Origin of the sequence: Rhodococcoides corynebacterioides (assembly GCF_019834675.1) — a bacterium.
Classification (GTDB): Bacteria; Actinomycetota; Actinomycetes; order Mycobacteriales; family Mycobacteriaceae; genus Rhodococcoides; species Rhodococcoides corynebacterioides_A.
The window spans coordinates 19,293-45,826 of record NZ_JABUBU010000010.1 but is presented as its reverse complement, the minus strand read 5'-3'; the positions used below and the strand labels follow the sequence as shown (position 1 = coordinate 45,826).

Annotated in this window: 26 protein-coding genes and 2 pseudogenes; 14 read left to right on the top strand and 14 right to left on the bottom strand. The window is 71.6% G+C overall.

Annotation, left to right across the window (positions count from 1 at the left end; genetic code table 11):
• Positions 1 to 49: 49 nt before the first annotated feature.
• From HQ603_RS11995 to HQ603_RS18960, 3 genes are read right to left on the bottom strand one after another with little or no spacing between them, the layout of a single operon-like run.
• Entirely contained in the window at positions 50 to 2,434 is a 2,385-nt protein-coding gene (locus HQ603_RS11995) for a serine/threonine-protein kinase (protein ID WP_308126492.1), read from the bottom strand.
• Positions 2,431 to 3,414 (bottom strand): glutamate ABC transporter substrate-binding protein, encoded by a 984-nt coding sequence (locus HQ603_RS18965; protein WP_371831045.1) that lies wholly within the window; start codon positions 3,412 to 3,414, stop codon positions 2,431 to 2,433. The genes HQ603_RS11995 and HQ603_RS18965 overlap by 4 nt, the downstream gene beginning before the upstream one ends.
• Complete coding sequence (locus HQ603_RS18960) at positions 3,411 to 4,715, bottom strand: hypothetical protein (protein WP_261773753.1); 1,305 nt, start codon at positions 4,713 to 4,715, stop codon at positions 3,411 to 3,413. Before HQ603_RS18960 ends, HQ603_RS18965 begins: the two co-directional genes overlap by 4 nt.
• Positions 4,716 to 4,860: 145 nt before the next feature.
• Between HQ603_RS18960 and HQ603_RS11985 the strand changes: the two genes are divergently transcribed.
• Positions 4,861 to 5,565, top strand: coding sequence for an NUDIX hydrolase (locus tag HQ603_RS11985; protein WP_222684763.1), 705 nt, complete (start codon positions 4,861 to 4,863; stop codon positions 5,563 to 5,565).
• Here HQ603_RS11985 and thiE read toward each other — a convergent pair.
• On the bottom strand, positions 5,548 to 6,228 hold the full coding sequence (gene thiE, locus HQ603_RS11980) for a thiamine phosphate synthase (protein WP_222684762.1): 681 nt from the start codon (positions 6,226 to 6,228) through the stop codon (positions 5,548 to 5,550). The two genes, HQ603_RS11985 and thiE, sit on opposite strands and share 18 nt — an antisense overlap.
• Positions 6,229 to 6,401: 173 nt before the next feature.
• Here thiE and thiO point away from each other — a divergent pair, with 173 nt between their 5' ends.
• The 7 genes from thiO to HQ603_RS11945 all read left to right on the top strand — a co-directional run bounded on the left by thiO (position 6,402) and on the right by HQ603_RS11945 (position 12,841).
• A complete protein-coding gene (gene thiO / locus HQ603_RS11975; protein WP_308126490.1) occupies positions 6,402 to 7,529 on the top strand; it encodes a glycine oxidase ThiO in 1,128 nt (375 codons plus the stop codon).
• On the top strand, positions 7,526 to 7,732 hold the full coding sequence (gene thiS / locus HQ603_RS11970) for a sulfur carrier protein ThiS (RefSeq protein ID WP_222684760.1): 207 nt from the start codon (positions 7,526 to 7,528) through the stop codon (positions 7,730 to 7,732). Before thiO ends, thiS begins: the two co-directional genes overlap by 4 nt.
• A complete protein-coding gene (locus tag HQ603_RS11965) occupies positions 7,725 to 8,483 on the top strand; it encodes a thiazole synthase (RefSeq protein WP_222684759.1) in 759 nt (252 codons plus the stop codon). Before thiS ends, HQ603_RS11965 begins: the two co-directional genes overlap by 8 nt.
• Before the next feature lie 157 nt (positions 8,484 to 8,640).
• Positions 8,641 to 9,609, top strand: a complete 969-nt coding sequence (locus tag HQ603_RS11960) for an ABC transporter ATP-binding protein (protein ID WP_222684758.1) — start codon at positions 8,641 to 8,643, stop codon at positions 9,607 to 9,609.
• Positions 9,606 to 10,400 carry an ABC transporter permease gene (locus tag HQ603_RS11955; protein WP_222684757.1) on the top strand — a complete coding sequence of 265 codons (795 nt, stop codon included), beginning with the start codon at positions 9,606 to 9,608 and terminating at the stop codon, positions 10,398 to 10,400. The genes HQ603_RS11960 and HQ603_RS11955 overlap by 4 nt, the downstream gene beginning before the upstream one ends.
• 79 nt (positions 10,401 to 10,479) lie before the next feature.
• Entirely contained in the window at positions 10,480 to 12,012 is a 1,533-nt protein-coding gene (locus HQ603_RS11950) for a M28 family metallopeptidase (RefSeq protein ID WP_222684756.1), read from the top strand.
• Between the two features lie 10 nt (positions 12,013 to 12,022).
• On the top strand, positions 12,023 to 12,841 hold the full coding sequence (locus HQ603_RS11945; RefSeq protein ID WP_222684755.1) for an adenylate/guanylate cyclase domain-containing protein: 819 nt from the start codon (positions 12,023 to 12,025) through the stop codon (positions 12,839 to 12,841).
• Here HQ603_RS11945 and thiD read toward each other — a convergent pair.
• Positions 12,803 to 13,666, bottom strand: a complete 864-nt coding sequence (gene thiD, locus HQ603_RS11940) for a bifunctional hydroxymethylpyrimidine kinase/phosphomethylpyrimidine kinase (protein ID WP_308126489.1) — start codon at positions 13,664 to 13,666, stop codon at positions 12,803 to 12,805. The two genes, HQ603_RS11945 and thiD, sit on opposite strands and share 39 nt — an antisense overlap.
• A gap of 141 nt (positions 13,667 to 13,807) precedes the next feature.
• Here thiD and HQ603_RS11935 point away from each other — a divergent pair, with 141 nt between their 5' ends.
• The gene (locus HQ603_RS11935; protein ID WP_222684754.1) at positions 13,808 to 14,134 is read left to right on the top strand and encodes a GNAT family N-acetyltransferase; all 327 of its coding nucleotides are present in this window, start codon (positions 13,808 to 13,810) and stop codon (positions 14,132 to 14,134) included.
• A 100-nt stretch (positions 14,135 to 14,234) separates the two neighbouring features.
• Positions 14,235 to 14,486: pseudogene (locus HQ603_RS18955) on the top strand (GNAT family N-acetyltransferase); the annotation flags it as partial.
• 29 nt (positions 14,487 to 14,515) lie between these two features.
• On the opposite strand, the gene HQ603_RS11930 reads toward HQ603_RS18955, so the two are convergent.
• Genes HQ603_RS11930 through HQ603_RS11920 form a run of 3 tightly spaced genes read right to left on the bottom strand, consistent with a single transcriptional unit; the run spans position 14,516 to position 16,993 of the window.
• Entirely contained in the window at positions 14,516 to 15,415 is a 900-nt protein-coding gene (locus HQ603_RS11930) for an exodeoxyribonuclease III (protein WP_222684753.1), read from the bottom strand.
• An 11-nt stretch (positions 15,416 to 15,426) separates the two neighbouring features.
• Complete coding sequence (locus HQ603_RS11925) at positions 15,427 to 16,398, bottom strand: N-acetylglutamate synthase, CG3035 family (RefSeq protein ID WP_308126488.1); 972 nt, start codon at positions 16,396 to 16,398, stop codon at positions 15,427 to 15,429.
• A gap of 1 nt (position 16,399) precedes the next feature.
• Entirely contained in the window at positions 16,400 to 16,993 is a 594-nt protein-coding gene (locus HQ603_RS11920; RefSeq protein ID WP_222684752.1) for a peptide deformylase, read from the bottom strand.
• Between the two features lie 214 nt (positions 16,994 to 17,207).
• On the opposite strand from HQ603_RS11920, the gene HQ603_RS11915 reads away from it, so the two are divergent.
• From HQ603_RS11915 to HQ603_RS11900, 4 genes are all read left to right on the top strand, one after another.
• Positions 17,208 to 17,516, top strand: a complete 309-nt coding sequence (locus tag HQ603_RS11915) for a DUF3263 domain-containing protein (RefSeq protein ID WP_068099346.1) — start codon at positions 17,208 to 17,210, stop codon at positions 17,514 to 17,516.
• Positions 17,517 to 17,539: 23 nt separating this feature from the next.
• On the top strand, positions 17,540 to 18,106 hold the full coding sequence (locus HQ603_RS11910) for a LytR C-terminal domain-containing protein (RefSeq protein WP_308126487.1): 567 nt from the start codon (positions 17,540 to 17,542) through the stop codon (positions 18,104 to 18,106).
• A gap of 88 nt (positions 18,107 to 18,194) precedes the next feature.
• The gene (gene sodC, locus HQ603_RS11905; RefSeq protein ID WP_222684751.1) at positions 18,195 to 18,914 is read left to right on the top strand and encodes a superoxide dismutase[Cu-Zn]; all 720 of its coding nucleotides are present in this window, start codon (positions 18,195 to 18,197) and stop codon (positions 18,912 to 18,914) included.
• Complete coding sequence (locus HQ603_RS11900) at positions 18,883 to 20,049, top strand: glutamate--cysteine ligase (protein WP_222684750.1); 1,167 nt, start codon at positions 18,883 to 18,885, stop codon at positions 20,047 to 20,049. Before sodC ends, HQ603_RS11900 begins: the two co-directional genes overlap by 32 nt.
• A gap of 17 nt (positions 20,050 to 20,066) precedes the next feature.
• On the opposite strand, the gene mnhG is transcribed toward HQ603_RS11900, so the two are convergent.
• From mnhG to HQ603_RS11870, 6 genes and pseudogenes are all read right to left on the bottom strand, one after another.
• Positions 20,067 to 20,426 (bottom strand): monovalent cation/H(+) antiporter subunit G, encoded by a 360-nt coding sequence (mnhG, locus tag HQ603_RS11895; protein WP_222684749.1) that lies wholly within the window; start codon positions 20,424 to 20,426, stop codon positions 20,067 to 20,069.
• A 107-nt stretch (positions 20,427 to 20,533) separates the two neighbouring features.
• Positions 20,534 to 20,785 (bottom strand): annotated as a pseudogene (locus HQ603_RS11890) (monovalent cation/H+ antiporter complex subunit F); the annotation flags it as partial.
• Entirely contained in the window at positions 20,782 to 21,402 is a 621-nt protein-coding gene (locus HQ603_RS11885; protein ID WP_222684747.1) for a Na+/H+ antiporter subunit E, read from the bottom strand. The gene HQ603_RS11885 and the pseudogene HQ603_RS11890, both read right to left, overlap by 4 nt.
• Entirely contained in the window at positions 21,399 to 23,048 is a 1,650-nt protein-coding gene (locus HQ603_RS11880; RefSeq protein WP_222684746.1) for a Na+/H+ antiporter subunit D, read from the bottom strand. The genes HQ603_RS11885 and HQ603_RS11880 overlap by 4 nt, the downstream gene beginning before the upstream one ends.
• On the bottom strand, positions 23,045 to 23,617 hold the full coding sequence (locus HQ603_RS11875) for a Na(+)/H(+) antiporter subunit C (protein ID WP_222684745.1): 573 nt from the start codon (positions 23,615 to 23,617) through the stop codon (positions 23,045 to 23,047). The genes HQ603_RS11880 and HQ603_RS11875 overlap by 4 nt, the downstream gene beginning before the upstream one ends.
• Positions 23,614 to 26,439 (bottom strand): Na+/H+ antiporter subunit A, encoded by a 2,826-nt coding sequence (locus tag HQ603_RS11870; RefSeq protein WP_222684744.1) that lies wholly within the window; start codon positions 26,437 to 26,439, stop codon positions 23,614 to 23,616. Before HQ603_RS11870 ends, HQ603_RS11875 begins: the two co-directional genes overlap by 4 nt.
• Positions 26,440 to 26,534: the final 95 nt, after the last annotated feature.

Genomic DNA, 26,534 nt, shown 5'->3' with positions numbered 1-26,534 from the left:
TGGCGGGAATCTGCGCAGGTCGAGGGGCGCTGCGCAGCGGGCGCCGGGGTCAGAACAGAGACTGCGGCCGCACGGCGTTGGCGAGGTCGACCAGGGCGAAGCGATGGGACCGGGTGCGCGCGGTGCGGGCCAGGGCACGAAGAGCCGACTCCGCCCCGGTGCGCAGGCCGTCGCGCGTGAAGGGCACCCCGAGCAGGCGGTGGGAGGTCTCGGGCTCGCGGCCGGACTCCATCCAGTCGAGCGCGGTCCCGAGGACGACGGTGCGCAACTGCAGCGCACGGGGCTCGCGGGCGGGGAGGGCCTCGATGCGGTTGGCGGCTTCGACGAGGGCGCCCTCGGTCATGTCGGACACCGGCCCGGACAGGAGGGTGAGCACGCTGGTCATCCGGGCCATCGAGTAGTGACGTGAGGTCGGGGGCACCTGGTCGAGGGTGAAGATGGCGTCGAGGATCGCACCCCGCTCGGTCATGCGTCGTGCGACTCCGAAGGCCGCACTGACGATGGTGCGGTCGGTGCGCCACACGGAGGTGTACATCGTTTCGGCGGTGACGCACCAGGTCTCGTGGTCCTCGTCGCCGGTCTGCTGGGCGAGCAGTTCGGCGGAGGCGGCCATCGCGAGCTTCGGCGCGATCTCGCCGGGGACGGCGGAGAGCACGGCGTCGAATCGTCGAGCGGCGTCGACGAAATTCCGGCCGAGCAGCGCGGCCGTACCTCGATGCCAGTCCACCCGCCAGTTCCCGGTGACGCCGTCGAGCCGCGCGAGCACCTCGGCCGCGGCGTCGCCCTCACCCAGGTCGAGGTAGGCGCGGGCTTCGGTGAGCACGGCCTCGACGGAGCCGAGCGCGTCGTCACCCACCACACGGTCGACGCCGTTCTCCCGGGCGAGGCGCAACGAGTCGAGGGTCTGGTGGGGCTCGCTGTGGACCGCGGCGGCGATGAGCTGCGCGCTGGGGTCGGAGGTGTCGATGAGCGGAACCGGCAACGCCGCCACCACGTCTCGGGGGTCGAGGCGGGCGACGCGGTGCCGGCCGTCGATGTAGACGTCGGTCACGGCGACCTGCTCGTCGGTGCCGAACGTGGTGCGCTGCGGGGAGAACACCGTGGACAGGCCGGGGTGGGTCTTGCCCGTCTGCTGCGACAGGACCTCGCGGAGGATGCCGCCGAGCTGGCTCGCGAGTTCGTCGGCGCTGCGGAACCGGGCGTCCGGGTCGGGGTGGACGGCGCGACGCAGCAGCCGATCGTAGAACTCGTACTCGGCGAGCACGGGGGCGTCGTCGGGCAGACCGTCGACGTATCGTCCCTTCTCCGAGGCGATCTCGAGCGTGAGCACGGCGAGGGTGCGGCCGACGGTGTAGATGTCCGACGCCACGGTGGGACCGGTGCGGACGATCTCCGGGGCCTGATATCCGGCGGTGCCGTACAGGTAGCCGTAGCCCTCCAGCGGTCCGACCGCGCCGAGGTCGATCAGCTTGATCTGGTCCTGCGAGACCATGATGTTCTCGGGCTTGAGATCGTTGTACGCCAACCCGATCGAGTGCAGATACGCCATGGCCGGCATCACCTCGAGCACGTACGCGATGGCCTGCTCGACGGGAAGCTTGGTGCGCGACGGATCGTCGGTCATGATCTGGCGCAGGGTGCGGCCGCCGACGTACTCCATCACGATGTACCCGGTGTTCTCGGCCTTCGCGGGAGAATCGCTGCCGGGCGGGACCTTTCGCGGATGTTCGACGAAGTTGTAGATCTTGACGATCCCGGGATGGGTCACCTCGGCGAGGAACTGCCGCTCCGCCATGGCCACCGCGTGCGCCTCGGCGTTGCCGAAGTGCAGCAGCCCCTTGAGCACCACCCAGCGGTCGCTGACGTTCCGGTCGATCGCGAGGTAGATCCACCCGAGGCCGCCGTGGGCGATGCACCCCTGCACCTCGTACTGCCCGGCCACCATCTCGCCCGGCTCCAGCAGCGGTGCGAAGTCGAAATGCGTTCCGCACCGGGCACAGTCACCCGTCGGGTTCGCCGGGCGCCCGTCCACGCTCCGCCCGACGGGAGCGGCGCACTTCCAACAGAACCGCTTGCTCTCCGGTACCCGCGGGTCGGACATGATGGCCGTCGCCGGATCCACCTCGGGAATGCGCGGCAGTTCCACCAGCCCGCCGCCGAGTCGACGACGCGACCCCGTGCGCACCCGACGCGACGGCCGGGGCGCGGTGGTGCGGCGCGACCGGCCGGTGTCCGGCGTGGCCGCTCGGGTGGTGTCGAAGTCCGGCACCGCTGCTCGGGTGCCCTCGAAATCGGGCACTGCTGCCCGCGTGCCCTCGAAGTCCGGCACGGCCGCCCGGGTGCCCTCGAAGTCCGGCACGGCCGCTCGGGTGCCCTCCAGATCCTCGTCGGAGGAGTCGGCGCCCGTGTCCCGCGTGCCGTCGGTGCGGGTCACGACGCACCGCCGTACACCGGGAACGGCGGGCCCGGGGACGGCCCGAGCACCCGCAGCCAGCGGGCGTAGAGCGCGTTCCACGTCCCGTCGTTCCGCACCCGCTCGAGGGTGCGGTTGACCAGCCGCACGACGTCGGCGTGCCCCTTGGTGATGCCGATGCCGTACGGTTCGGCGGCGATCGAGCCGCCCACGATCTGCAGGTACGGGTCCTGCGCCGCGAGTCCGGCGAGGATGGCGTCGTCGGTGCTCACCGCGTCCACCCCGCCCTGCTGCAGCACCACCAGGCAGTCCGCCCAGCTCGGCACGGTCACCACGACGGCGGTCGGCTGCAGGCGTTGGATCCGTTGCAGGGACGTGGTTCCCGCGGCCGCGCACACGCGTCGGCCGGCGAGGTCGTCGATCCCGCGGATGCCCGATCCCGTCACCGCCAGCACCCGCTGATCGGCCCGGAAGTACTCCGAGGAGAAGTCGACGCGCTCGCGTCGCGCGCACGTGATGGTCATGGTCTTGACGACGATGTCCACCTCGTTCGCCGCGAGCGCGTCGAGACGCTGCGCGGACGACAGGATGCGGTACTCGATGCGGTTGGCGTCGCCGACGAGGTCGCGGGCCACCTCGCGCGCGATGTCGACGTCGAATCCCGCCATCTCCCCGGTGACCGGGTCGCGGAAGCTGAACAGGTTGCTCCCGGTGTCGAGGCCGACGACGAGGCGTCCGCGGGCGCGGATGGCGTCGACGTTGGGGGACGGCCGGCCCGCGCCGTCGGGCGTCGCGTAGTCCGGCTGCAAGCTGGCCCGCGGATCCCCGCAGTCCGGCGCGGGCGTGGTGGTGGTGGGCGTCGGGTCCGTGGTGGCGCCGTCGGGGAGCGGTTGGGCGACCGTCGCCGTCGCCGGCGCGGCGGGCACCGGAGTGTTGTCGGCGCAGCCGGCGAGCAGCGCTGCCACGACCGCCACCGTCGCGGCCCCCGCCCGCCGCCTCACAGGTACTCCCGGATGCGCGACCACATGCCGGCGACGACGGCGAGCGCCGCCAGCCCGCACGTGACGGCAGCGCCCACGGTGAGTCCCGTGAGCACGCCCGACGCGCGCTGGACGTTGTCGCGCAACGCCGTTCGCGACGCGTCGATCTCGTCGACCAGCGCGGAGTCGAGACGACCGAACGCGTCGGTGGCGTCGCCCGGCGCGGGACCGGTGGCGATGGTCACCGCGGACTCGAAGTCCCCGACGTCCAACGCCGCGTTCAGTCGGTCGTGGGCCGAGGACCAGATCGCGACCAGCGTTCGGGTCTCGTCGATGCGCGCGGTGCGGGTGGCCTCGTCGTGCGAGAGGGACGCGAGCGTGTCCGACAGCGCGGCCACCGACTCGGTGTACGACTTCTCGTAGTCGTCGTTCGCGGTCCGACGGGTCATGCCGATGGTCTCGTCGGTGCGCGCCTGCTGCGCGAGGATGCGGCTGGAGGTGAGCAGATCGAGCGGCTCGGCGCCGCGCGTCAACGCCCGGTCCGTCGCGGTCGAGGAGACCAGCCCGGCCACCAACATCCACCCGAGCAGGACGACGACGGCCACGGCCGCCGTGCTGAACCCGAGGTTGATCGTGCGTCGCGTCCGCCGACCGAGGTAGACCTGGGCGCCCAGCAGGACCACCAGGGAGACGACGAGGAACAGCAGCGCCGTCCAGGGCGGCGTCGCGAAGCGGCGTTGCACGGCCGAGACGTCGTCGGACTTGCCGGAGTGCAGGCTCTCCGCCCACGGCAGGACCGTGTTCTGCATGAGCGTCGACGCCTCCGCGAGATACGCGGCGCCCACCGGGTTGCCCACTCGATTGTTGGTGCGGGCGGTCTCGATCAACCCGGCGTAGAGCGGCAGGTTGGTCGAGATCGAGGACAGCAGGCTGCGCGACGCCGCGTCCTCCGCGGCCAGGCCGGTGGACGCGCGGACCACCTCGCCCGCCGCGGCGCCGAGCGCCTCGGTGTACCGGTCGCGGACGTCGCCGGGTTCGAGGCCGCCCGCGAGGAAGGCGGTGGCCGCCGTGGCGTCGGCGACGGAGAGCTGGACGTAGAGGTTCTGGGCGGCGTCGGACAACGGCTCGGTGCGGGCGAGCAGCTGGTCGAGCGTGCGCTCCCGATCGGACACCGTCACGCTGGTGACCAGCGCCGTCGTCACCAGCGTGGCCACCACCAGCAGGCCCACCAGGAGGAAGCGGACCGGGGTGGAACGGAGGAATTCGGCGCGTTCGGAGCGGGTGTCGACCGGAGCGCGGAGGGTGAGCGCACTCGACTGCACGGTGAGTTCTCGCCTCCTCGCCCTCGCGGGAACCGCGCGCCACGGATCCGGTCTCGAGCATAGGCCCCGAGGCGCTCCGGCACAGGAGTCCTGCGCGGTCGCGCCATAAGCTGTAGTCGAGTGCACGAGGTCCGGAGGGTGAGCGATGCGTGGTGACGGGGACGGCTGGGTCTTCGGCAGCGACGGCAGCCGGCGGTGGGGCCGGCACGGGGCGGCGGGTTTGCTGCTGCGGGCTCCGGGTCCGACGGGCCGGGCCACGGTGCTGCTGCAGCACCGCGCCGGGTGGAGTCATCACGGCGGCACCTGGGCGTTGCCGGGCGGCGCGATCGACAGCCACGAGTCCCCGGAGGGTGCCGCGGTGCGGGAGGCCGGCGAGGAGGCCGGGATCGCGCGGGACTCGCTGACCGTGCGTGCCGAGCGGGTCACGTGGACCGAGGACTCCGGCTGGTCCTACACGACGGTGATCGCCGACGCCGACACCCAGCTCGCCACCGTGCCCAACGGGGAGAGCACCGAACTGCGGTGGGTCGCGGAGGAGGACGTCGAGTCGCTGCCGCTGCACCCGAGCTTCGCCCGGAGCTGGCCGGCCCTGCGCTCGGTTCCGGTCCGGGCCGTGCTGGGACCGGACGTCGTGACGACGCCGGAGCCGCGCACCGTCGATCTCGGTGAGCGCGGGTTCGGGTGGATCGTGGCGGTGGTGGCGACCGAGCGCGTGGAGGACACGATCGACGCCGTCCGCGGGGAGAACGACGGCACCGCGGGCACGGCCGACCGGCGCACGACGGTGGTCATCACCGCCGACGACGCCGTCCGCCGCGCCGTCGGATCGGTCCTAGCCGCCGAGCTGTGACCGCAGGTCCCGCGCCGCGGCCTCCGGGTCGCGGGCGCGCGTGATCGCTCGGACGACGGCGATGCGCGACGCCCCCGCGGCCACGGTCTCGCGGGTGTTCTCTGCGTCGACGCCGCCGATGACGAACCACGGCCGGGTCGGGTGCGACTCCGCGACCTCGCGGACCACGTCGAGACCCGCCGCCGACCGGCCGGGCTTGGTGGGCGTCGCCCACACGGGACCGACGGCGAAGTAGTCGACGCCGTCCTCGATGTCGGCCAGCGTCGCCTGCGCGCGGTTCTGGGTGGACCGTCCGATGACGACGTCGGGACCGAGGATGCGGCGCGCGTAGTGCGTCGGCAGGTCGTTCTGGCCGAGGTGGAGCACGTCGGCTCCCGCCGCGAGCGCGAGGTCCGCGCGATCGTTGACCGCGAGCAACGCCCCGTGCCGTCGGCACGCGGCGCCGATGATCGCGAGCGCCGCCAGCTCGTCCTTCGCCTCGAGCGGTCCGAACTGCGCCTCGCCGGCCGAGCCCTTGTCCCGCAGCTGCACGATGTCGACGCCCCCGGACAGCGCGGCGTCGACGAACTTGGCCAGGTCGCCGGTCTCGCGTCGGGCGTCGGTGCACAGGTAGAGCCGGGCGTCGGCGAGTCGATCGCGGGCGGAGGGCCGTGTGGTGGTCACGGGGTCGACGGTAGTCTGTCGTGACACGTTCGGAGTGCACGCACGAACGACACGAGAGCACACGGGAGTCCCGCAGGGGGCTGAGAGTGGGACGTCCGCCGTCACGGCGGAAGCGCCCTGACCGTAATCACCTGATCCGGATCATGCCGGCGCAGGGAGGAGATGGCATCGCAGTGACGTCGCATCAGGCACCACCACCGACGACCGACGGGCGCCCGTCCGTGGCGGTCGTCGGCGCCGGCGTGGTCGGGCTGTTCGCCGCCCGCGCCGCCGCCCTGGCCGGTCACCCGGTGCGGGTGATCGACCGCGGCGAACCCGGTCGTCCCGACGGCGCCAGCTGGGTCGCGGGCGGCATGCTCGCCCCGTTCTCCGAGGGATGGCCGGGTGAGGACGATCTGCTCGCGCTCGGCGCCGCGTCGCTGGGTCGGTGGCGCGCGGTGGCCCCGGAGTTGGGTGAGCACGTGGTCACCGCGCGCGGAACCCTCACGGTCGCTTTCGATTCCGCGGACGTGGCCGATCTGACCACCGTCGCGGAATGGGTCGGTGCCCGCGGCCACGAGGTGGAGATGCTCGGGCGGCCGGCGCTGCGCGCGCTCGAACCCGGCGTCGGGGGCCGCGCGGCCCTGTCCTGCCCGACGGAGCTGGCCGTCGACAACCGCGCGCTGCTGACGGCGCTGGTGGCGTCGTGCCGCGCGCTCGGCGTGCGGTTCACGACGGACGCCGTCGCCGACCTCGAGGCACTCCCGGAGGACCGGGTGGTGGTCGCCGCGGGGTGGGCGAGTTCCGCTCTGCTGCCCGGTGTCTCGGTGCGTCCGGTGAAGGGGGAGATCCTCCGGTTGCGTCGTCGCGCCGGTTCGGTGCCGCCGCCGCAGCGCACCGTCCGGGCGACGGTGAACGGCCGCGCCGTCTACCTCGTCCCGCGCGCGGACGGTCTGGTGGTCGGGGCCACGCAGTACGAGCACGGCGACGACACCGCCGTCACCGTCGCGGGCGTACGGGATCTGCTGGCGGATGCCGAACGGGTGCTGCCGGGCATCGCCGACTACGAATTCGTCGAGGCCGCAGCTGGATTGCGCCCCGGCAGCCCCGACAACCTGCCGATGATCGGACCCGTCGACGAGCGGACGATCGTCGCCGCCGGCCACGGACGCAACGGGGTGCTGCTGGCTCCGATCACCGCCGACGCGGTGGTCGCGGCCCTGCGCGGCGACGTCCTGCCCGAGGCCGCCTGTTGCTCACCCACCCGACGGTCCGGCTCGGACCGACCGCAGAACCTCAGCAGAACAGGAGCACACCCGTGATTCCGATCGGTGTCACCGTCAACGGCCAGGACCACGAGTTCGAGCCCGGCACATCCGTCCGCACCATGCTCACCGCCCTCGGGCTGCCCGACGCCGGCATCGCCGTCGCGGTGGACGGCGCGGTCCTGCCGAAGTCCCGGTGGGACAGCGAACTCGGGCGCGGCTGGCGCGTCGAGGTGCTCACGGCGGTGCAGGGTGGCTGACCACCTCGTCGTCGACGGTCGGTCCTTCTCGTCCCGCCTCATCATGGGGACGGGCGGCGCGGCCAACCTCGCGGTGCTCGAGGACGCCCTGGTGGCGTCGGGAACCGAGCTGACCACCGTCGCGATGCGGCGCGTGGACGCCGCGGGCGGAACCGGCGTGCTCGATCTCCTGCGCCGGTTGGACATCGCGATCCTGCCGAACACCGCCGGGTGCCGCGGCGCCGACGAGGCGGTGCTCACCGCCCAGCTGGCGCGCGAGGCCCTGGGGACCGACTGGGTCAAGCTCGAGGTGGTGGCCGACGAGCGGACCCTGCTGCCCGACGCCGTCGAACTGGTCCGCGCGGCCGAGCAACTGGTCGACGACGGATTCGTCGTCCTGCCGTACACGACGGACGATCCGATCCTCGCCCGTCGGCTCGAGGACATCGGGTGCGCGGCCGTCATGCCGCTGGGGTCGCCGATCGGCACCGGGCTCGGTATCGCCAACCCGCACAACATCGAGATGATCACCGACGCCGCCGGCGTCCCGGTGGTGCTCGACGCCGGCATCGGGACGGCCAGCGACGCGGCCCTGGCGATGGAACTCGGTTGCGACGCAGTGCTGTTGGCCACGGCCGTCACGCGGGCGCGCGATCCCGAGCTCATGGCGTCGGCGATGGCGGACGCGGTGCGTGCGGGCCGGTCGGCCCGGCGGGCGGGGCGCATCCCCAAGCGGTTCTGGGCGCAGGCGTCCTCACCCGACCTGCCCTGACCGACCCCTCCTCGCACCGACCGACCCCCGAGCCGTCCCCGAGCCGTCCCCGAGACCTCCCGAGACTTCTCGGGCCCCGGGTCATCCTTTCGGACGACGCGAAATGGGGACCGGGGACCGATGTGCGCGCGGGGGTGCGCGCGGCAGGGTGGTCACCATGATCGAAGTGACGGGATTGACCAAACAGTTCGGGGCCAAGAAGGCGGTCGACGACCTCACCTTCACGGTCCGGCCGGGCATCGTCACCGGGTTCCTCGGGCCCAACGGTGCCGGCAAGTCCACCACCATGCGCATGATCCTGGGGCTCGACCAGCCGACGTCCGGGACCGCGCTCATCGAGGGTCGGCCCTACCGGGAGCTGACCAACCCGCTGCAGACGGTCGGCGCGCTGCTCGACGCGAAGTGGGTGCACCCCAACCGGTCCGCGAAGGCACACCTGCAGTGGATGGCCGCGTCGAACGGCATTCCGTCGTCCCGCGTGGACGAGGTGCTGCGCCTGGTCGGCCTCTCCGAGGTGGCCAAGCAGAAGGCGGGCGGGTTCTCCCTGGGCATGTCGCAGCGACTCGGTCTCGCGGGCGCCCTCCTCGGTGACCCGAAGGTCTTGATGTTCGACGAGCCGGTCAACGGCCTCGACCCCGAGGGCATCGTCTGGATCCGAAAGTTCATGCAGCGCTTGGCAGCTGAGGGCCGGACCGTGCTGGTCTCGTCCCACCTGCTGTCGGAGATGGCGCTCACCGCGGAACACCTGATCGTCATCGGCCGCGGCCGGCTCATCTCGGACTCCTCGGTCCAGGACTTCGTCGACCACGCCTCGGAATCGTCGGTCCGTGTGCGCAGTCCGCAGCTCGACGCCCTGCGGAGCGCCCTCACCACCGCCGGATTGACGGTGCGCGAGCCGAGCGGAGCGGACGAGCTCCGTCCGGCCCTCGTCGTCGCCGATTCCACCACCGAGGCCATCGGCGACATCGCCGCCCGGAACGGCATCGCACTCCACGAACTGTCCTCGCAGCACGGATCGCTCGAGGAAGCCTTCATGAAGCTCACGGGCGACGACGTCCAGTACCACGGCGCGGACGACTCCGGCGCCGACCGGACCACCACCAGCATGGGAGGAGCACTGCGATGAGTGTGCTTGCCGCAGAACGCATCAAGTTGACCACGACCAAATCGCCGTGGTGGTGCACCATCGCGATCATCGCGCTCGGGCTCGGCATCGCGTCCATCCTGGGCATCTCCGCCCGGTCGGCGTACAACTCCTACGAGAACTCGATCGCCTCGGGCAACACCCCGGACTTCGAGCCGTTCCTGCCCACCACGGCCGACGCCGTCACCGGGGTCAGCGGCTTCGGCGTCCTGGTGCTGATGATCCTGGCGGCGCTGGCCATCACCAGCGAGTACCGCTTCGGTCTGATCCGAACGACGTTCCAGGCCATCCCCTCTCGCGCGTCGGTGCTGGTGACCAAGTCGCTGCTCATCGGCGTCGTCGGTGCCGTCCTGTCCTTCGTCCTGGCGCTCGGTGGCTTCTACCTGGCCAAGGGCTTCGCCGGAGAGGACGCCGGCCGGGCGTTGGTGCTCGAGGGCGGCGACGCGTGGCGCTCGATCTACAGCGTCCCGATCTACGCCTTCCTGTGCGTGTTCCTCGCGGTGGGAGTCGGTGCGCTGCTGCGACAGTCGGCCGCCGCGGTGGCACTGCTGCTGCTCTGGCCGCTGCTGGTGGAGTCGCTGTTCAACCTGTTCGGCAGCATCGGCCGCGACATCATGCCGTTCCTGCCCTTCACCAACGCGAACAACTTCCTCGGCGCTCCCGGCGGCGTGGACTTCCACTGGGGACCGTGGGTGAGCCTGCTGTACTTCGCCGCCTTCGTCGCCATCGTGTTCGGCGCCTCGATCGTCGTGGTGAACAAGCGCGACGCCTGACGGGTGGTCTCGGGTCCGTCCGAGCCCGGTCGCCGCGGACCGCCCGCGCGACCGGGCCGACCGCATTAGGGTGACGGCCATGAGGACGCACCGCACCCGCTTCGCGATGTCCGTCGCCGTCTGCGCCGTCGGCGCCCTGACGCTGACGTCCTGCTCCGGCGACAGTTCCACCGACGACCCCGCGACCACCTCGGCCGCGGGGTCGTCGTCGTCGGCAGCGCAGTCGTCCGGCGCCGCGTCGTCCGACGGTCTCGGCGCCCCGGTCACCGGCGACGCGTTGGCGAACGCGGTCACGCTCGACGCCGTCGTCGGGCATCTCGAGGAGTTGACGTCGATCGCCGAGGCGAACGACGGCAACCGCGCCGCCGGCACCCCCGGGTACGACGCGAGCGTGGACTACGTCGCCGGGGCGCTGCGCGACGCGGGGTTCGACGTCGAGACCCCCGAGTTCTCCTTCGACAGTTACGACCTGCGGTCGGCCTCGCTGCGTGCCGGCGACCGGGAGGTGCCGTCGAACGCGTTCACCTACTCGCCCGCGGGCACGGTCACCGCGCCACTGGTGGTGGCGCCGACCGACGACACCCCGGGCTGCGAGGCCACCGACTACGACGGACTGCCCGTGACGGGCGCCGTGGTCCTGGTCTCGCGGGGCAGTTGCCCGTTCGCGCAGAAGGGCGTCGTCGTGGCCGATCTGGGCGCCGCCGCCGTGATCGTGGCCAACAACGAGGACGGCCCGCTCGACGCCGGCACGCTCGGGAGCACGCAGGACGCCCGCATCCCGGCGCTCGGCGTCAGCCGCGACGACGGGGCGGCGTTGGCCGCCGCCGGCGGCGAGGTGACCGTCGCCGTCGACTCGGAGACGACCACCACCACCAGTCGCAACGTGATCGCACAGACCACCACCGGGGACACCGACAACGTCGTCATGGCCGGTGCGCACCTGGATTCCGTGCCCGAGGGTCCGGGCATCAACGACAACGGCACGGGGGTCGCCGCGGTGCTCGAGTCCGCGCTGCGGATGGGCGGCGCGCCGCAGACCACCAACGCCGTCCGCTTCGGCTTCTGGGGCGCCGAGGAACTCGGCCTGGTGGGTTCGACGAAATACGTCGAGGGCCTGTCGGAGGAGGACGCCGCCGCGATCGCGCTGTACCTGAACTTCGACATGGTCGGGTCCAACAACCCCGGCTACCTGGTCTACGACGGTGACGACTCCGACAAGGAGGGCGCACCCGCCGGCCCCGCCGGGTCGGACGCCATCGAGCGGACGTTCGAGGAGCGCCTGGCCGCGAAGGACGCCGACGGCACCGACTTCGACGGTCGGTCCGACTACGGCCCCTTCATCGAAGTCGGCATCCCGGCCGGCGGCGTGTTCAGCGGCGCCGACGACGTCAAGACCGAGGAGCAGGCCGCGCGGTGGGGCGGGACGGCCGACGAGGCCTACGACCCCAACTACCACACCGCCGAGGACACCCTCGCGAACGTCAATCGTGATGCGCTGGCCGTGAATTCGCAGGCCGTCGCCTACGGCATCGGCACCTACGCCGAGTCCGTCACCGGTCCCAACGGTGTGCCCGTGGGCGAGCAGCGCACCGCCGCGCGTCAGAGCCAGTGAGTCGGAGCGCGTGAGCCCGTCCGCCCGCGAGGCGCTGCGGGCCGTGGTCGACACCGCGCGCACGGTGAACCGGACGGATCGCGTCGTCGACGCGGTTCGGAAACTCCGGGGCGTGCTGCCCGGCGATCCGACGTTCGGCGACCCGTTGTCGACGGCGGGACCGGGCACCGCGCGGTTGGTCGCCCGCGTCACCGATCGCCTGCAGAGCGAGGAACCCGGTGCGGCCAAGGAGGTCTCGCTCGGCGCCCTCCAGGTCTGGCAGGCGCTGCTCGAACGCACCGGCCGCGGTCGGGGTGAGCGGGACGTCACCATCGTGTTCACCGACCTGGTCGGATTCTCGACGTGGTCCCTGTCCGCCGGCGACGCGACGACGCTGATTTTGCTCAAGCAGGTGGCGCGCGCCGTCGAGCGGCCGATGCAGGACCGCGGCGGGCACATCGTCAAACGGCTCGGCGACGGCGTCATGGCGGTGTTCCCGAGCGCCGACAACGCCGTCGGGGCGGTGATGGACGCGCGCGACGCGCTGGCCCGCGTGACCGTGGACGGCTACACCCCGCGCATGCGAGTCGGGATCCACACCGGACGACCGCGCGCGGTGGGATCGGACTGGCTCGGCGTCGACGTCACGGTGGCGGCACGCGTGATGCAGGCCGGCGCCGACGGCAACGTCATGATCTCCTCGACGGCGCTGGACACGGTCTCCCCGGAGGTGCTCGCCGCGCTGCGTCTGTCCGCGAAACCCTATCGGCGCGGGCTGTTCTCGCCGAAACTCGACGGCGTGCCGGAGGGACTACGCATCAACCGACTCGTGCAGGCGCCAGAGCGGTGAGACGGGCCCGTGGCCGGCGCCGAGATCGTAGGCGGCGGCCAGGGATCGAGTGACCCACTCCTTGCCGAAGGCGACCGCGTCGGGCACCGACCGACCGTGGGCGAGGGCGCACGCGATCGCCGCGGCCAGGGTGTCCCCGCCGCCGTGATCGTTGCCGGTGGGCAGACGCGGCGAGGTGAACTCGAGCATGCGGTCGCCGTCGTAGAGCAGGTCGGTGCTGGTGGACGAGGTGCGCAGATGGCCGCCCTTGACCACGGCCCACTGCGCACCCAGGGCGTGGAGCGCCTCCGCCGCGGCGCGAGCCGAGGCGTCGTCGACCACCTCGATGCCGGTGATGAGCCGGACCTCGTCGAGATTCGGCGTCACCACCGTGGCCAGGGGAATGAGGCGGTGCCGCACGGCGTCGAGCGCGTCGGCGTGCAGCAGCGAATCGCCGTGCATGGACGCCGACACCGGATCGACGACGAGGGGAACGTCGGTGTCGCGACCGATGCCGAGTTCGGCGGCGACGTCGGCCACCGCCTCGATGATCTCGGTGGACGCCAGCATGCCGGTCTTGGCGGCTCCCACCCCGATGTCCGAGACGACGGTGCGCACCTGGTCGGCGACGATCTGCGGGGGGATCTCGTGGAATCCGCTGACCCCGACGGTGTTCTGCACGGTCACCGCGGCGACCGCGACGCAGGCGTGCAGTCCGCACAGCGCGATGGTCCGTGAATCGGCCTGGATGCCGGCCCCGCCGCCGGAATCGGTGCCCGCGATGGTGAGGACGCGGCGCGGCGTCTCGCCCGGGGCCGGCAGCGGCAACAGGTGGGAGGGAGTCACACGTCGAAACCCTACCGGGGGTGTTTCCTGTGAGTTCCCCACGATTCTGCGCGACACCCGACGGCCCACCGCCCGGTGTGGAATAGTGGCTCAGGTCACACACGAACCCGTCGTGTCCACCCTCGGCTGCCAGGAGATGCCATGCTGTCCGACGCTCCCGTCACCGAAGTCACCGACAACCCTCATCAGAACCGCTTCGAGCTGCGGCTGAACGGGGATCTGGTCGGCATCGTCGGCTACTACCCGGTGGATGCGCCCGGGCGGAACGCCCGTCGTGCCCCCGTGGTCAGCTTCCTGCACGCGGTCATCACCGAGGATTTCGGGCACCGCGGTCTGGCCGGCGTCATGGTGCGCAGCTCGCTGGACGCCGCCCGCGGGTACGGGTGGAAGGTCAAGCCCGTGTGCTCCTACGTCCAGCGCTTCGTCGCCGAAAACCCGCAGTACCGCGACCTCATGGCGCCGGACTGACCATTCCTGCCGGGCCGGCGACGGGGTCGGCCGGATCGCAATTCGGCAACAGTCGTCACTCTGCTCCCACAAGTCACAGGTTCGTGCTCACAATGGTGTGATGAGTGACAGCCTCGTCGCCGACAATCCCGAGCTGTCGCGCGTCGAGTTGACGGTCGACGGCGCGCTCGCCGGCATCCTCGCGTACGACGTGATCGGTGAGACCGTCGTCCTGCGCCACACCGTGGTCAAGGAGGAGTACGGCGACCACGGGTGGGCAGCCGTGCTGGTCCGCGGCGCGCTCGACATCCTGCGCATGGGCAACCTGCGTGTCTGGCCCGCCTGCGCGATGGTGCGACGGGTCATCGCCGCCGAGCCGGAGTACCTACCGCTGGTCGCCGATCAGGATCCGGAGGAGGCCGTGGAGGCCGACCGTGTTGCAGAGGCCGTGGAGGCCGACCGTGTTGCAGAGGCCGTAGAGGCCGACCGTGTGTCGGAGGTCGTGGAAAGGTCCACCACCACCGGCGCGTGATCGCTCGCGCCCTTGCCCTTCCGCTCCTGCCGGTCGATCTCCGCGCCGACCACCCGCGCCGCGAGCGCCGGTGACGCGAGGACGAAGTCGATGCGCAGTCCCTCACGACGCGGGAAGCGCAGCTGCGTGTAGTCCCAGTACGTGTAGACGCCCGGACCCGGCGTGAACGGCCGGACGACGTCCGCGTACCCGGCGTCGACGACCGCCTCGAACGCCGCCCGCTCCGGCGGGGACGTGTGCGTGCGGCCCTCGAACAGCGCGGGATCCCACACGTCGTCGTCGGTCGGGGCGACGTTCCAGTCGCCGACCAGGGCCACCTGCGCCTCCGGGTCGGCGTCCAGCCACGACCGGGCGTCGTCGCGCAGCGCGGCGAGCCAGTCCAGCTTGTAGCGGTAGTGCGGGTCGTCGAGCGTGCGGCCGTTGGGGACGTACAGGCTCCACACCCGCACCCCGCCGCAGACGGCGCCCAGCGCGCGGGCCTCGACCACCGGCGTCTCCGCGGGGTCCTTGTGGAACCCGGGCTGGTGCTCGAACTCCGTCCGCACGTCCGTCAGGCCCACCCGCGAGGCGATCGCGACGCCGTTCCACTGGCTGTGGCCCACGTGCGCGACCTCGTAGCCGATGTCGGCGAAGCGCTGGTAGGGGAACTGCTCGTCCTTGCACTTGGTCTCCTGGATCGCCAGGACGTCGACGTCCGAGCGGCCCAGCCAGTCCACGATCCGGTCGACCCGGGAGCGGACGGAATTGACGTTCCAGGTGGCGAGGCGCATGGGCGTCCACGCTACCCGGGGCGGTCGGTCGCCCAGCCGGTCGCCTCCGGCTGTGCCTGCCCCGTCGCCTCCGGCTCGGCATGGCGATACCGGTGGTGCTCGGCGAACCGCAGCCCTGCGTACAGCGCGGCGGCGGCGGCGTTCCCCGACTCCACCTGGACGAGGGCGGTGACCGCGCCCCGCTCGGCGCCCCACGACACGGCGTCGCGGCACAGCGCGGCCGCGTGTCCCCGACGGCGGTGGTCCGGATGCGTCGCCACCGCCGCGATGCTCACCACGCGGGTGTCGTCCGGTGTGGCGGTGACGGCGGCACGGGCCACGGCGACGACGGTTCCCGACGGGTCACGCCGAGACAGGAACGCGACCTCGCCGCCGAGCACGGCCGTGAGCACGTCCGGGACGTCCCGGAACCGGGGATGGTGGGCCGACCACGCGGCGTCGGGTGTCGCCGTGACGGCACTGCCCGCGGTGGGGTGGACCGTGGCCGGCGCGGTCAGCACCACGACGTCGGGACCCGCCCGCCACCCCGCCGGGGTGCGCAGGAGGCGGTCCGGGAGCTGCAGTCGCGGCACCAGGCCGCGCTCGGTGTACCACCGCACCACCGCGGGGAGGGCGCCGAGCAGGTCGGCGGTGGCCGCCGCCGGATCCACCGGGAGCGCGGAGTTCGCCCGCAGCGACACGCCGTGGCCCGCGCGCAGCATCCAGCCGCCGACGACGTCCTGTTCCACACCCGGCCACGCGTCGGCCGCAGCGTGCTCGAGGGCACGAATCTCGCTCGCGCGCACGGGTTTGCGGGGAATTGCCTTGCACGCCACGACGTCGGCGCGGGAAATCGCGACGGTGACGCCGGACTCGCGTTCGACGGTGAGGACGTCGGGGGACAGGTCGGTGAGAATCCCGATGACGTCGCTGAGCGGCGGCGCGCCCGCCGCGTCCCGCCGCCGGTACCGCACCACCACCCGGTCGCCGACGGAGATGCGCACGTCAGTCGTCGTCGTGACCGAAGGGATCGGCGACGGTGCCGGGCACCCAGCTCAGCCCGGGCACGCCCCACCCGTTCTTCTTGATCGCCTTCTTCGCCGCGCGGGCGTTGCGGCCCACCAGGACGTCGACGTAGAGGAATCCGTCGAGGTGACCGGTCTCGTGCTGCAGCATGCGGGCGAAGAAGCCGCGCCCCTCGACGGTGATGGGGTTGCCCGCGGCGTCCGTGCCCGTCACGCGGGCCCAGTCCGCGCGCCCGGTGGGGTACTGCTCGCCGGGAACGGAGAGGCAGCCCTCGTCGTCGTCCTCCGGATCCGGCATGGTCTCCGGGATCACGGACGTCTCGAGCACGGGGTTGATCACCTCGCCGCGGCGCCGGGTGACGGTGCCGTCCTCGTCCTCGAACGGGCAGTCGTAGACGAACATGCGCAGCGATTCACCGACCTGGTTGGCGGCGAGGCCCACGCCCTTGGCGGCATCCATCGTCTCGTACATGTCCGCGAGCAGCGGCGCGATCTCGTCCGGCGTGGCCGTCACGGCCTGTGTGGGGGTGTGCAGCACGGGGTCGCCGACGATCCGGATGGGGAGGATGGCCATGGCTGGAGAGGGTACCGGCCGCCCGCGCGCGGCCCGCGCACGCCCGCAGGCGGTCCGCGCACGCCCGCAGGCGACCACCCGCCCGCGACCCGACGCCCGGCGCGGCGTGTTGGGCCGCCGCGACCGACGCCGCCCACCCCCGCGTGGTTAGATTGCGACCGAAGATGACACGGGTGTGATTCACCGCCCGTGATGCGGATGGACGAGGAGCGAGATGGACAGCGCTGCTGCGCGTAGTCACGGGTCCGAGGCCCCTGCCGACGAGCCCGACGACGGCCTCACCCGTCGGGAACACGACATTCTCTCCTTCGAGCGACAGTGGTGGAAGTACGCCGGCGCCAAGGAAGAGGCCATCAAGGAACTGTTCGACATGTCGGCTACCCGCTACTACCAGGTGCTGAACGCCCTGGTGGACAAGCCGGAGGCGCTGGCCGCCGACCCGATGCTGGTCAAGCGCCTGCGGCGGCTGCGTGCCAGCCGGCAGAAGGCCCGCGCGGCCCGCCGCCTCGGCTTCGAGATCTGAGCCGTCGCCTAAGCTCGACCCCCGTGAGTACCCGTCCCGACGACTCCTCCGCCGGCCCGCCGCTGCGGGCCCTGGCCATGGCGTTGCTGTCCCTCGCCGTCGTCTTCGCGGGTATCGGCATCTTCTCGCTGACCGGATCGGGCGACGACGAGACGGCCGCCGCACCCGCCGCCGCCACCAGCACCGCCGCGTCCCCGGCGGGTGCGGCCCCCACTGGGACCGCGTCGGCTGCGCCGCCGGCCGGATCCACGGCTGGGTCCACGTCCTCGGGCGCGCCGACGACCACCACCACCGCCACGACGTCGGGCAGCGCCGCCGCCGGCGAGGTGCGCGTCCTCAACAACAGCGACGTCTCCGGGCTGGCCGCGGAGACGGCCTCCCGTCTCGAGGCCGCCGGCTTCCAGGTCGGCGAGACGGGCAACTACTCGAGCGGGGTCATCGCGGCCTCCACCGTCTACTACGACCCCGCCGTCCCCGGCCAGCAGGCGCAGGCCGAACGCATCGCCCGCACCCTCGGATTCGGGTCGGAGCCCCGCTTCGCCGGCATCGCGAGTGCGTCGCCGGGGATCGTCATCATCGTCACCCGATAGCGCCGACTAGAGTCGTCGGCGAGACCCCCGGATCACTCGGGGAACCGCATCACCGCCCGTTTCGTCCGGACGCAGGAGAAGAGTGACCATGGCCAGCTGGAAGCGCACAACGATCGTGGCGACGCCCCTCGCCGCCGTCGCCGTCCTCGCCCTCTCGGCGTGCAGCGCGAACGAGAACCCCAGCGACATCCCCGGCACCACCCCTCCGGTGTTCACCAGCTCCGCGCCGCCCGCCGGCATGGAGTCCCACGGCGGCGAGTCGCACGGCGGCGAGGCCGAGGGCGGTTCCGAGGGCGGGGCGACGGAGTCCGCCGACATGACCGGTGACCTCCGCGATCCGTCGGGCGCGTCGGTCGGCACCGTCTCCTTCACCGAGGAGGACGGGCACCTGAAGGTCACCGTCGAGGCCGAGGGGCTCACGCCCGGTTTCCACGGACTGCACATGCACCAGAACCCGGTGTGCGAGCCGAACTCGGTGGCCCCCACCGGCGGCGAGCCCGGCGACTTCCTCTCCGCGGGCGGCCACCTGCAGGTGGGCGGCAACACCGGCCACCCGGCCAGCGGTGACCTGACGTCGCTGCAGGCCCGCGAGGACGGCACCGCCACCCTGACCACCACCACCGACGCCGTCACGCTGGACGACCTGTCCGGCGGCGTCGCGGTGATCGTGCACGCGGGTGCGGACAACTTCGCGAACATCCCCCCGCGCTACACCCTCCCGGACGGTGCCGCGGTGCCGGACGCCACCACGTTGGCCACGGGTGACGCAGGCGGCCGTGTCGCCTGCGCCGTGGTCGAAGCCGAGTAGAGCGGCCGGTCCGGTCGAGGTTCCGTTCGTCGGGTCGGCGCGGTCGACCATCGGCGTGGAGTGGGAGATCGCGCTCGTCGACAGGACGACGCGCGATCTGTCCAACACGGCGGCCGAGGTCATGGACGGGGTCGGCGCGCTCGCCGAGAACCCGCGCGTGACCAAGGAACTGCTGCGCAACACCGTCGAGCTCGTCACCGACGTCTGCGACACCGTCGGCGAGGCGATGGACGATCTGAGCGAGTCGCTCGACCTCGTCCGCCGCGCCGCCGACCCCCTGGGCGTCGACCTGTTCTGCTCGGGCACCCACCCGTTCGCGGAGTGGTCGTCGCAGCAGCTCACCCGCTCGCCCAACTACGACGAGCTGATCGAGCGCACCCAGTGGTGGGGCCGGCAGATGCTCATCTGGGGCGTGCACGTCCACGTCGGCCTGCGGTCCGCGGACCGGGTGTTCCCCATCCTCAACGCGCTGCTGCTGCAGTACCCGCACCTGCTGGCGCTGTCGGCGTCGTCGCCCACCTGGGCGGGGTCGGACACCGGCTACGCCAGCAACCGGGCCCTGATGTTCCAGCAACTGCCGACGGCGGGACTGCCGTTCCAGTTCGAGACCTGGTCGCAGTTCGAGGGTTTCGTGCACGACCAGATGAAGACCGGGGTGATCTCGCAACTCGGCGGGATGCACTGGGACATCCGTCCGGTGCCGCGGCTGGGCACGCTCGAGATCCGGGTGTGCGACGGCGTCTCCACCAAGCGTGAGCTCGCGGGGCTGGTGGCGCTGATCCACTGCCTGGTGGTCGATTACGACCGCCGGCTCGACGCGGGTGAGACGCTGCCCACCGTGCCCCCGTGGCACGTGCAGGAGAACAAGTGGCGGGCCGCCCGTTACGGACTGGACGCCGAGATCATCCTCGACGCCGACAGCAACGAGCGCCTGGTCACCGACGACCTGAACGACCTGCTCGAGCGTCTCGCGCCCGTCGCCCGATCGCTCGGCTGCGCCGACGAGCTCGCCGCCGTCGCCGACATTCCCCGCCGCGGCGCGTCGTACCAGCGTCAGCGCGCCGTGGCGCGAGCGCACGGGGGCGATCTGACCGCGGTGGTCGATTCACTGATCGGGGAGCTGCGCGAGCCCTGACGCTTCGGCGTCGGAGCTCAGTCGGTGCGGTCCTCGTGCTCGCCCTTCTCGTCCGCCCGCAGCTCGTCGACCATGAACAGCCCCTTGCGGACCCGCTGCTCGCGGTAGGCGACCTGCCCGACGGTGTGCGCGATGATCGGCGCGGTCAGGACGGTGAAGACGCCGACCAGCGCGATCATCCAGATGTCGACGTTGCCGCGCAGGTGGTTGAACGCGCCGAGCAGGATGAGGATCAACCCCACCACCTGCGGCTTGGTCGCCGCGTGCATGCGGGAGAGGGTGTCGGGGAACCGCACCACGCCGATCGCGGCGGTGAGCGCGAGGACGGCGCCGGACAGGATCAGCACGGACGTCACGATGTCGGACACGAGGTTCATCGCTGCTGCTCCGTGGACTCGGCGGGCGTTCCGGCGGAGGTGGACTCGATGTCGTCCCGCGTGGGCGGGTGGGGGAGTCGCTTCGTGGCGGCGCGGCTCGCCGCGTCGTCGGGGACGCGGAACCGGGCGACGGAGACGGATCCGACGAACCCGACCACCGACAGGGCGACGATGGCCGGCACCAGGGTGGTGTCGCGGGTGTAGACGGCCCACACCATGACGCCGCAGATCACCAGCGCGATGAGCGTGTCGACGGCCACCAGGCGGTCCAGGGAATTCGGCCCCGCGAGGAGTCGGTAGGTGGTGATGACGGCGGCCGTGAGGATCATCAGGCCGGCGACGGTCAGGACGACGGTCACGTGCGGTCCTTCCCGGAGAAGTCGGTGGAGATGTCGCGCGCGGTCTCGGCCACCGCCTCCTCCTCGTCGGTGGTGCTGTGCGACGACGTGACGGCGGGGTGCCATTCGCGGTCGCGCTCGAAGGACGCGATGAACGCGTCCTCGTAGGTGCGCGCGATGGTGCGGAACTGATCGATGGCGTCGGGCTTGCCGACGTCGAAGACGTGGATGTAGAGCACGCGCTCCTCGCGGTCGATCTCGAGGACCAGGGTGCCGGGCACCATGTTCAGCGCGTCGACGAGGAACGTGAGCACCAGATCGGACTTGATGCGTACCGGGTACCGCAGCACGGCGTTGATCGGGGCCTCGCCGGGCCGGATCGCCGCCCACGCGACCTGCACGCTGGACACTCCGGCGTACCAGATCAGTACACCGAGCAGCCGCACGATCGACAGCGGGTGCACGCGGCCCTCGACGGGCACGCGGGGCAGGGCCAGCACGGTGGTCACGAACAGCGCCACCGCCAAACCGCCGAGGATGTTGGCGGGGGAGACGTTGCCCCACAACAGCACCCACACCCCGGTAAGCCACGCGAGCAGGGCGAGGCGCAGCAGCAGATCACGCGTGAGGAACCTCATCGGACGCCCCCTCCGGTCGCGTCGGCCCCGGCGTCCACGCCGTACGTCACCGGGTCCTCGGTGCCGCCGAGCACCGCGGTGATGTAGACCGTGCGGTCACGCAGATCGTCGGCCGCGCGGTCGCTGATGCCGATGATCGGTCCGGCGAACACCGTCAACGCCAGCCCGACCACGACGAGGCCGACGGTCGGCACCAGCATGCCCACCGGCATCCGGCCGGGATCGACCCGCGAGTCGTAACTGACGTCGGAGGCGTTGTCCAGCAACGCCGTCGGCGAATCGTCGGAGATGTCGCCCTCGGGGGCGTCGGCCCGCGCTCGCCAGAAGGCCTTGGTCCACACGCGCGCCACCACGTAGAGCGTCAGCAGGCTGGTGACGACGCCGCCGGCCACGAGGACCCAGGCCAGCACGCTGGCCTTGTCCGCGCCGGCCTGCAGCAGGGCCACCTTCCCGATGAAACCCGAGAACGGCGGGATGCCACCGAGATTGAGGGCCGGCACCAGGAACAGCACGGCGAGGAAGGGGCTGGCGGCGGCCAGGCTGCCGAGACGTCGCAGGGACGACGAGCCGGCCTGCCGCTCGATCAGACCGACCACCAGGAAGAGGGTGGTCTGCACCAGGATGTGGTGGGCCACGTAGTACACCGCACCGGACAGCCCCGCCTTGGTCGACAGCGCCACGCCGAAGATCATGTAGCCGATGTGCGAGACCAGGGTGAAGGACAGCAGACGTTTGATCTCGCTCTGCGCGATGGCACCGAAGATGCCGACGACCATGGTGAGCAGGCCCGCGATCGCCAGCACGTTGTCCATCGAGCCGTCCGGGAACAGCAGGGTGTGCGTGCGGATGATCGCGTAGACGCCGACCTTGGTCAGCAAGCCCGCGAAGACGGCGGTGACCGGGGCCGGCGCCGTCGGGTACGAGTCGGGGAGCCACGCGGACAGCGGGAACACGGCCGCCTTGATGCCGAAGGCGACCAGCAGGATCGCGAAGATGGCCATCCGGGTGCCCTGCGGCACGTCGTCGAGACGCAGCGCCATCTGGGCGAAGTTCAGGGTGCCCGTCGCCGCGTACACCGCGGCCAGACCGGCCAGGAAGATCATCGACGAGACCACCGAGACCATGACGTACGAGACGCCGGCGCGGACGCGTTCGGCACTCGCACCCAGGGTCAGCAGGACGAACGACGCCACCAGCAGGACCTCGAACCCGACGTACAGGTTGAAGAGGTCACCGGCCAGGAACGCGTTGCAGACGCCCGCGGTCAGGGCCAGGTAGGTCGGCAGGAAGATCGAGACCGGCTGTTCGGAATCGCCGTCGCGGATGCCCTGGCCGACGGCGTAGACGATGACCGCGAGCAGGACGACGGCGGAGACCACCAGCATCAGTGCCGAGAGTCGGTCCACCACCAGGGTGATGCCGAGCGGCGCTTCCCAGCCGCCGACCTGCAGCGCGGTGGTGCCGTCGCGGTCGGCCAGGAACAGCAGCACTGAGGACACGGCGGTGACGGCGACGAGCGCGACGATCGTGATGATGCGCTGCGCCCGGGGGCGCCGGCCGAGCACGAGGGTCAGCGCCGCGGCCAGCAGCGGGATCAGGACCGGCAGCGGGATGAGCGGGGTGACGATGGAGGCGGGGAGGGTCATGCGTCCGTCGCCGTCCGTGCGTCGGTGTCGTCGTCCCGGTCGAGGAAGCGGCCCTCGTGGAGGTCCTCGTAGCACTCGAGGTCCTCGCGGTTGGCGATCTGGTCGAGAGGAATGGGATTTCCGTCCTTGTCGAAGGCGTCGCCGGCCTCGCCGGGTTCGCCGGTGACCGGGTCGTCGGACTTGTCGCGATCCGGCGCGTCGGCGAGGCTGCGCCGCTGGGCGACCTTGGTGTCCTCGGGGTCGTTCTCGACGACGTCCGCGACGTTGATGGTGTACGAGCGGTAGGCCAGGGCCAGGACGAACGCCGCGATGCCCATGGTGATGACGATGGCGGTGAGGATCATCGCCTGGGCGAGCGGATCGGCATCGCCCGCCCCGGCGTCGGACACCCGCCCCACCACCGGGGGATTGCCGTTGGGCCCGCCCGAGGTGAGGATCAGCAGGTTGAGGCCGTTGGAGAGCAGCAGCAGACCGAGCAGCATGCGGACGATGCTGCGTTCGATCAGCAGGTACACGCCGGCCGCGACGAGGACGGCGACCAACGCCAGGATCGTGATGTTGGCGGTCATTGCTGGCTCGTTTCGATCTGGGCGTCGAGGCGCGCGCCGAGGCTGCGGAGGACGTCGAGCACCAGTCCCACCACGATGAGGTAGACGCCGGCGTCGAAGAACAGCGCCGTGACCATCTTGATGTCGCCGAGGATCGGCAGGGTCACCTCGAACGTCGCGGAGGACAGGGCCGGCGCGCCGAGGAACAGCGAGGTCAGCGCCGCGCCGCCCGCGAACAGCAGACCCACGCCCAGCACCTTGCCGGCGTCGTACGGCAGGGTCTCGCCCAGCTCGTAGCGACCGCCCGCGAGATAGCGCAGGACCAGCGCGAGACCGGCGGTGAGACCGCCGGCGAACCCGCCGCCGGGGGCGTTGTGGCCGGAGAAGAAGAAGTAGATCGACAGCATCATCACCGTGGGGAACACCAGCCGGGTGGTGACCTCGAGGACGAGCACCCGGTGCTTGGGATCGATGAGATCGCTGCCGGAGAGCCACGTGATCTCCGACGCCGCTTGGGTGCTGTCCATGGAGTTCGGGGCGTCGGACACCCGCGGAGCGCTGCCGAACCGCCGATTGCGGAACACCAGGCTGGCGACACCCGTGGCCGCGACCAGCAGCACCGAGATCTCGCCGAACGTGTCCCACGCGCGGATGTCGACCAGGATGACATTGACGACGTTGCGGCCGTCGCCGAGCAGGTACGCCGCGTCGGGCAACAGCTCGGCGATGGGCCGGGAGTTGCGGCCGTTCATGGCGTACGCCCCGACCAGGGTGACCATGACGCCGACCCCGATCGCCAACAGAGCGCGGAGCGGTTTGCGGCCGAAGGCGCGGCCTTCGTCGATCTCCGCGGGCAGTTTGCGCAGGACCAGCACGAAGACCACCAGGGTCAGGGTCTCGACCAGGAACTGCGTGAGCGCGAGGTCGGGGGCGCCGTGGAGCACGAACATCACCCCGGCGCCGTAGCCCGTGACGCCGACGAGCAGGACCGCGGCCAGGCGGTTGCGCATCACCATCGCGCCGGCCGCGGCGGCGACCATGACGACGGCGACGACGATCTGCACCGGCGAGTCCGCGAGCCGGGTCTCGAGGCCCGTACGGGTGTAGACGAGCAGGGAGATCAGCGGGAACAGGGCCAGCGTGGCGAGGATCGTGGCCTGCGTGCCGGGGAGCGAACCGCGCTGGGTGGTTCCGGTGAGGCGCAGCGACAGCAGGTCCATCGCGTACAGCGTGCGGTCGTAGATGCGGTCGGCGTTGAGCGGCGACTGCGGGACGGCGCGGGCGATGGACTTGTGCACCGTGTACAGCGCGACACCGACCACGATCACGATCGCCGTCATGCCGAGCGGGAGGGAGAAGCCGTGCCACAGCGCGAGGTGGTAGACCTTCGCGCCGTACGACGGCACCGTCTCGGCGTAGGGGGAGAGCAGGCGGTCCATCACCGGTGCGGCGAGTCCGCCGACCAGTCCGAGCGCGGCCAACAGGACGGCCGGGGCGAGGAAGAACGCACCGGGGGCGTGCATTCCGGCCACCGCGGCGCTGGGCGCGCGCAGCTTCTTGCGGCCGAAGGCGCCCCAGACGAAGCGCAGGCTGTAGGCCACGGTGAGGATCGATCCGAGGACCATCGCGCCGAGAACCACCGCCGACGCGCCGGGGCTCAACGCGTCGGAGTCGATCGCGGCCTCGAACGCCGATTCCTTCCCGACGAATCCCAGGAACGGCGGCAGGCCCGCCATCGATGCGGCCGCGACCACCGCCGTCGCGCACAGCACCGGGGCGCGGTCACCGAGGTGCGCCAGCCGCCGGACGTCGCGGGTGCCCGTGCTGTGGTCGATGATGCCGACCACCATGAACAGCGCCGCTTTGAAGAATCCGTGGGCCACCACCATCGCGAGACCCGCGAGCAGCGCGGTCCGGGTGCCGATGCCCACGATGGCCACCAGGAAGCCCAGCTGACTGACCGTGCCGAACGCCAACACCAGCTTGAGGTCGTAGGCCCGCAGTGCGCGGTAGCCGCCGACCAGCATCGACGCGAGACCGAGCGTCAGGATCGTGACTCGCCAGGGACCGGCGTCGGCGAAGCCGGGGGCGAGCCGCGCGACGAGGTAGATGCCGGCCTTCACCATCGCGGCGGCGTGCAGGTACGCGCTGACGGGGGTGGGGGCGGCCATGGCGCCGGGGAGCCAGAAGTGCAGCGGAACGATGGCCGACTTGCTCAGCGCGCCGACGAGCACGAGCACCAGGGCCACCCCCGCCAACCACCCGCGCGGGGCCGCGGCGACGACGTCGGACAGGTTGTAACTGCCCACCATCTGCCCCAGCACGATGATGCCCACGAGCATCGCCAGGCCACCGGCCGTGGTGACCAGCAGGGCCTGGGTGGCGGCTCGGCGGGACGATGCCCGCTCGGCGTAGTGACCGACCAGCAGGAACGACAGCACCGTCGTCAGTTCCCAGAAGATGTAGAGCATGAGCATGTTGTCGCTGGTCACCAGCGCGAACATGACGCCCGCGAACGCCACCATCTCGGCGGCGAAGATGCCCAGACGTGGCTCGTCGTCCTCGAAGTAGCGGGCGCAGTAGAGCAGGATCAACGTCCCGATTCCGAGAATCAGGGTGCACATGACCGCGGCGAGCGAGTCGAACCGCATGTCGATGTCCATCGACAGACCCGGCACCCACTCGATGTCCAGGCGCTGCTCGGTGTTCCAGTTCCCGATCACCCAGCCGAGCGACGCGGCCGGCACCAGTGCCAACGGAAGGAACGCTCGTCGACCCCACCACCGGACGAGCAGAGGCGCACCGAGCGCAGCCGCGGCGTGGGCAACGAGAATCCAAAGCAAGTGGCACTCCGTCGGTGACGTGTTGGGCGGCGGGGTGTCGGACGAATCGATGGCGCCGCAGAGGTGGCGGCGTTCCGGGACGACCGTGCAGAGAC

Bases quoted from the DNA above. Each gene is read 5' to 3' on its own strand.
- HQ603_RS11985 (WP_222684763.1), top strand. From the start codon at position 4,861: ATGCGTGGTGACGGGGACGGCTGGGTCTTCGGCAGCGACGGCAGCCGG.
- mnhG (WP_222684749.1), bottom strand. From the start codon at position 20,426: ATGAACCTCGTGTCCGACATCGTGACGTCCGTGCTGATCCTGTCCGGC.
- HQ603_RS11920 (WP_222684752.1), bottom strand. From the start codon at position 16,993: ATGGCCATCCTCCCCATCCGGATCGTCGGCGACCCCGTGCTGCACACC.
- HQ603_RS11935 (WP_222684754.1), top strand. From the start codon at position 13,808: ATGCTGTCCGACGCTCCCGTCACCGAAGTCACCGACAACCCTCATCAG.
- HQ603_RS11955 (WP_222684757.1), top strand. From the start codon at position 9,606: ATGAGTGTGCTTGCCGCAGAACGCATCAAGTTGACCACGACCAAATCG.
- HQ603_RS11885 (WP_222684747.1), bottom strand. From the start codon at position 21,402: ATGAGGTTCCTCACGCGTGATCTGCTGCTGCGCCTCGCCCTGCTCGCG.
- HQ603_RS11930 (WP_222684753.1), bottom strand. From the start codon at position 15,415: ATGCGCCTCGCCACCTGGAACGTCAATTCCGTCCGCTCCCGGGTCGAC.
- sodC (WP_222684751.1), top strand. From the start codon at position 18,195: ATGGCCAGCTGGAAGCGCACAACGATCGTGGCGACGCCCCTCGCCGCC.
- HQ603_RS11875 (WP_222684745.1), bottom strand. From the start codon at position 23,617: ATGACCGCCAACATCACGATCCTGGCGTTGGTCGCCGTCCTCGTCGCG.
- HQ603_RS11880 (WP_222684746.1), bottom strand. From the start codon at position 23,048: ATGACCCTCCCCGCCTCCATCGTCACCCCGCTCATCCCGCTGCCGGTC.
- HQ603_RS11960 (WP_222684758.1), top strand. From the start codon at position 8,641: ATGATCGAAGTGACGGGATTGACCAAACAGTTCGGGGCCAAGAAGGCG.
- HQ603_RS11950 (WP_222684756.1), top strand. From the start codon at position 10,480: ATGAGGACGCACCGCACCCGCTTCGCGATGTCCGTCGCCGTCTGCGCC.
- HQ603_RS11915 (WP_068099346.1), top strand. From the start codon at position 17,208: ATGGACAGCGCTGCTGCGCGTAGTCACGGGTCCGAGGCCCCTGCCGAC.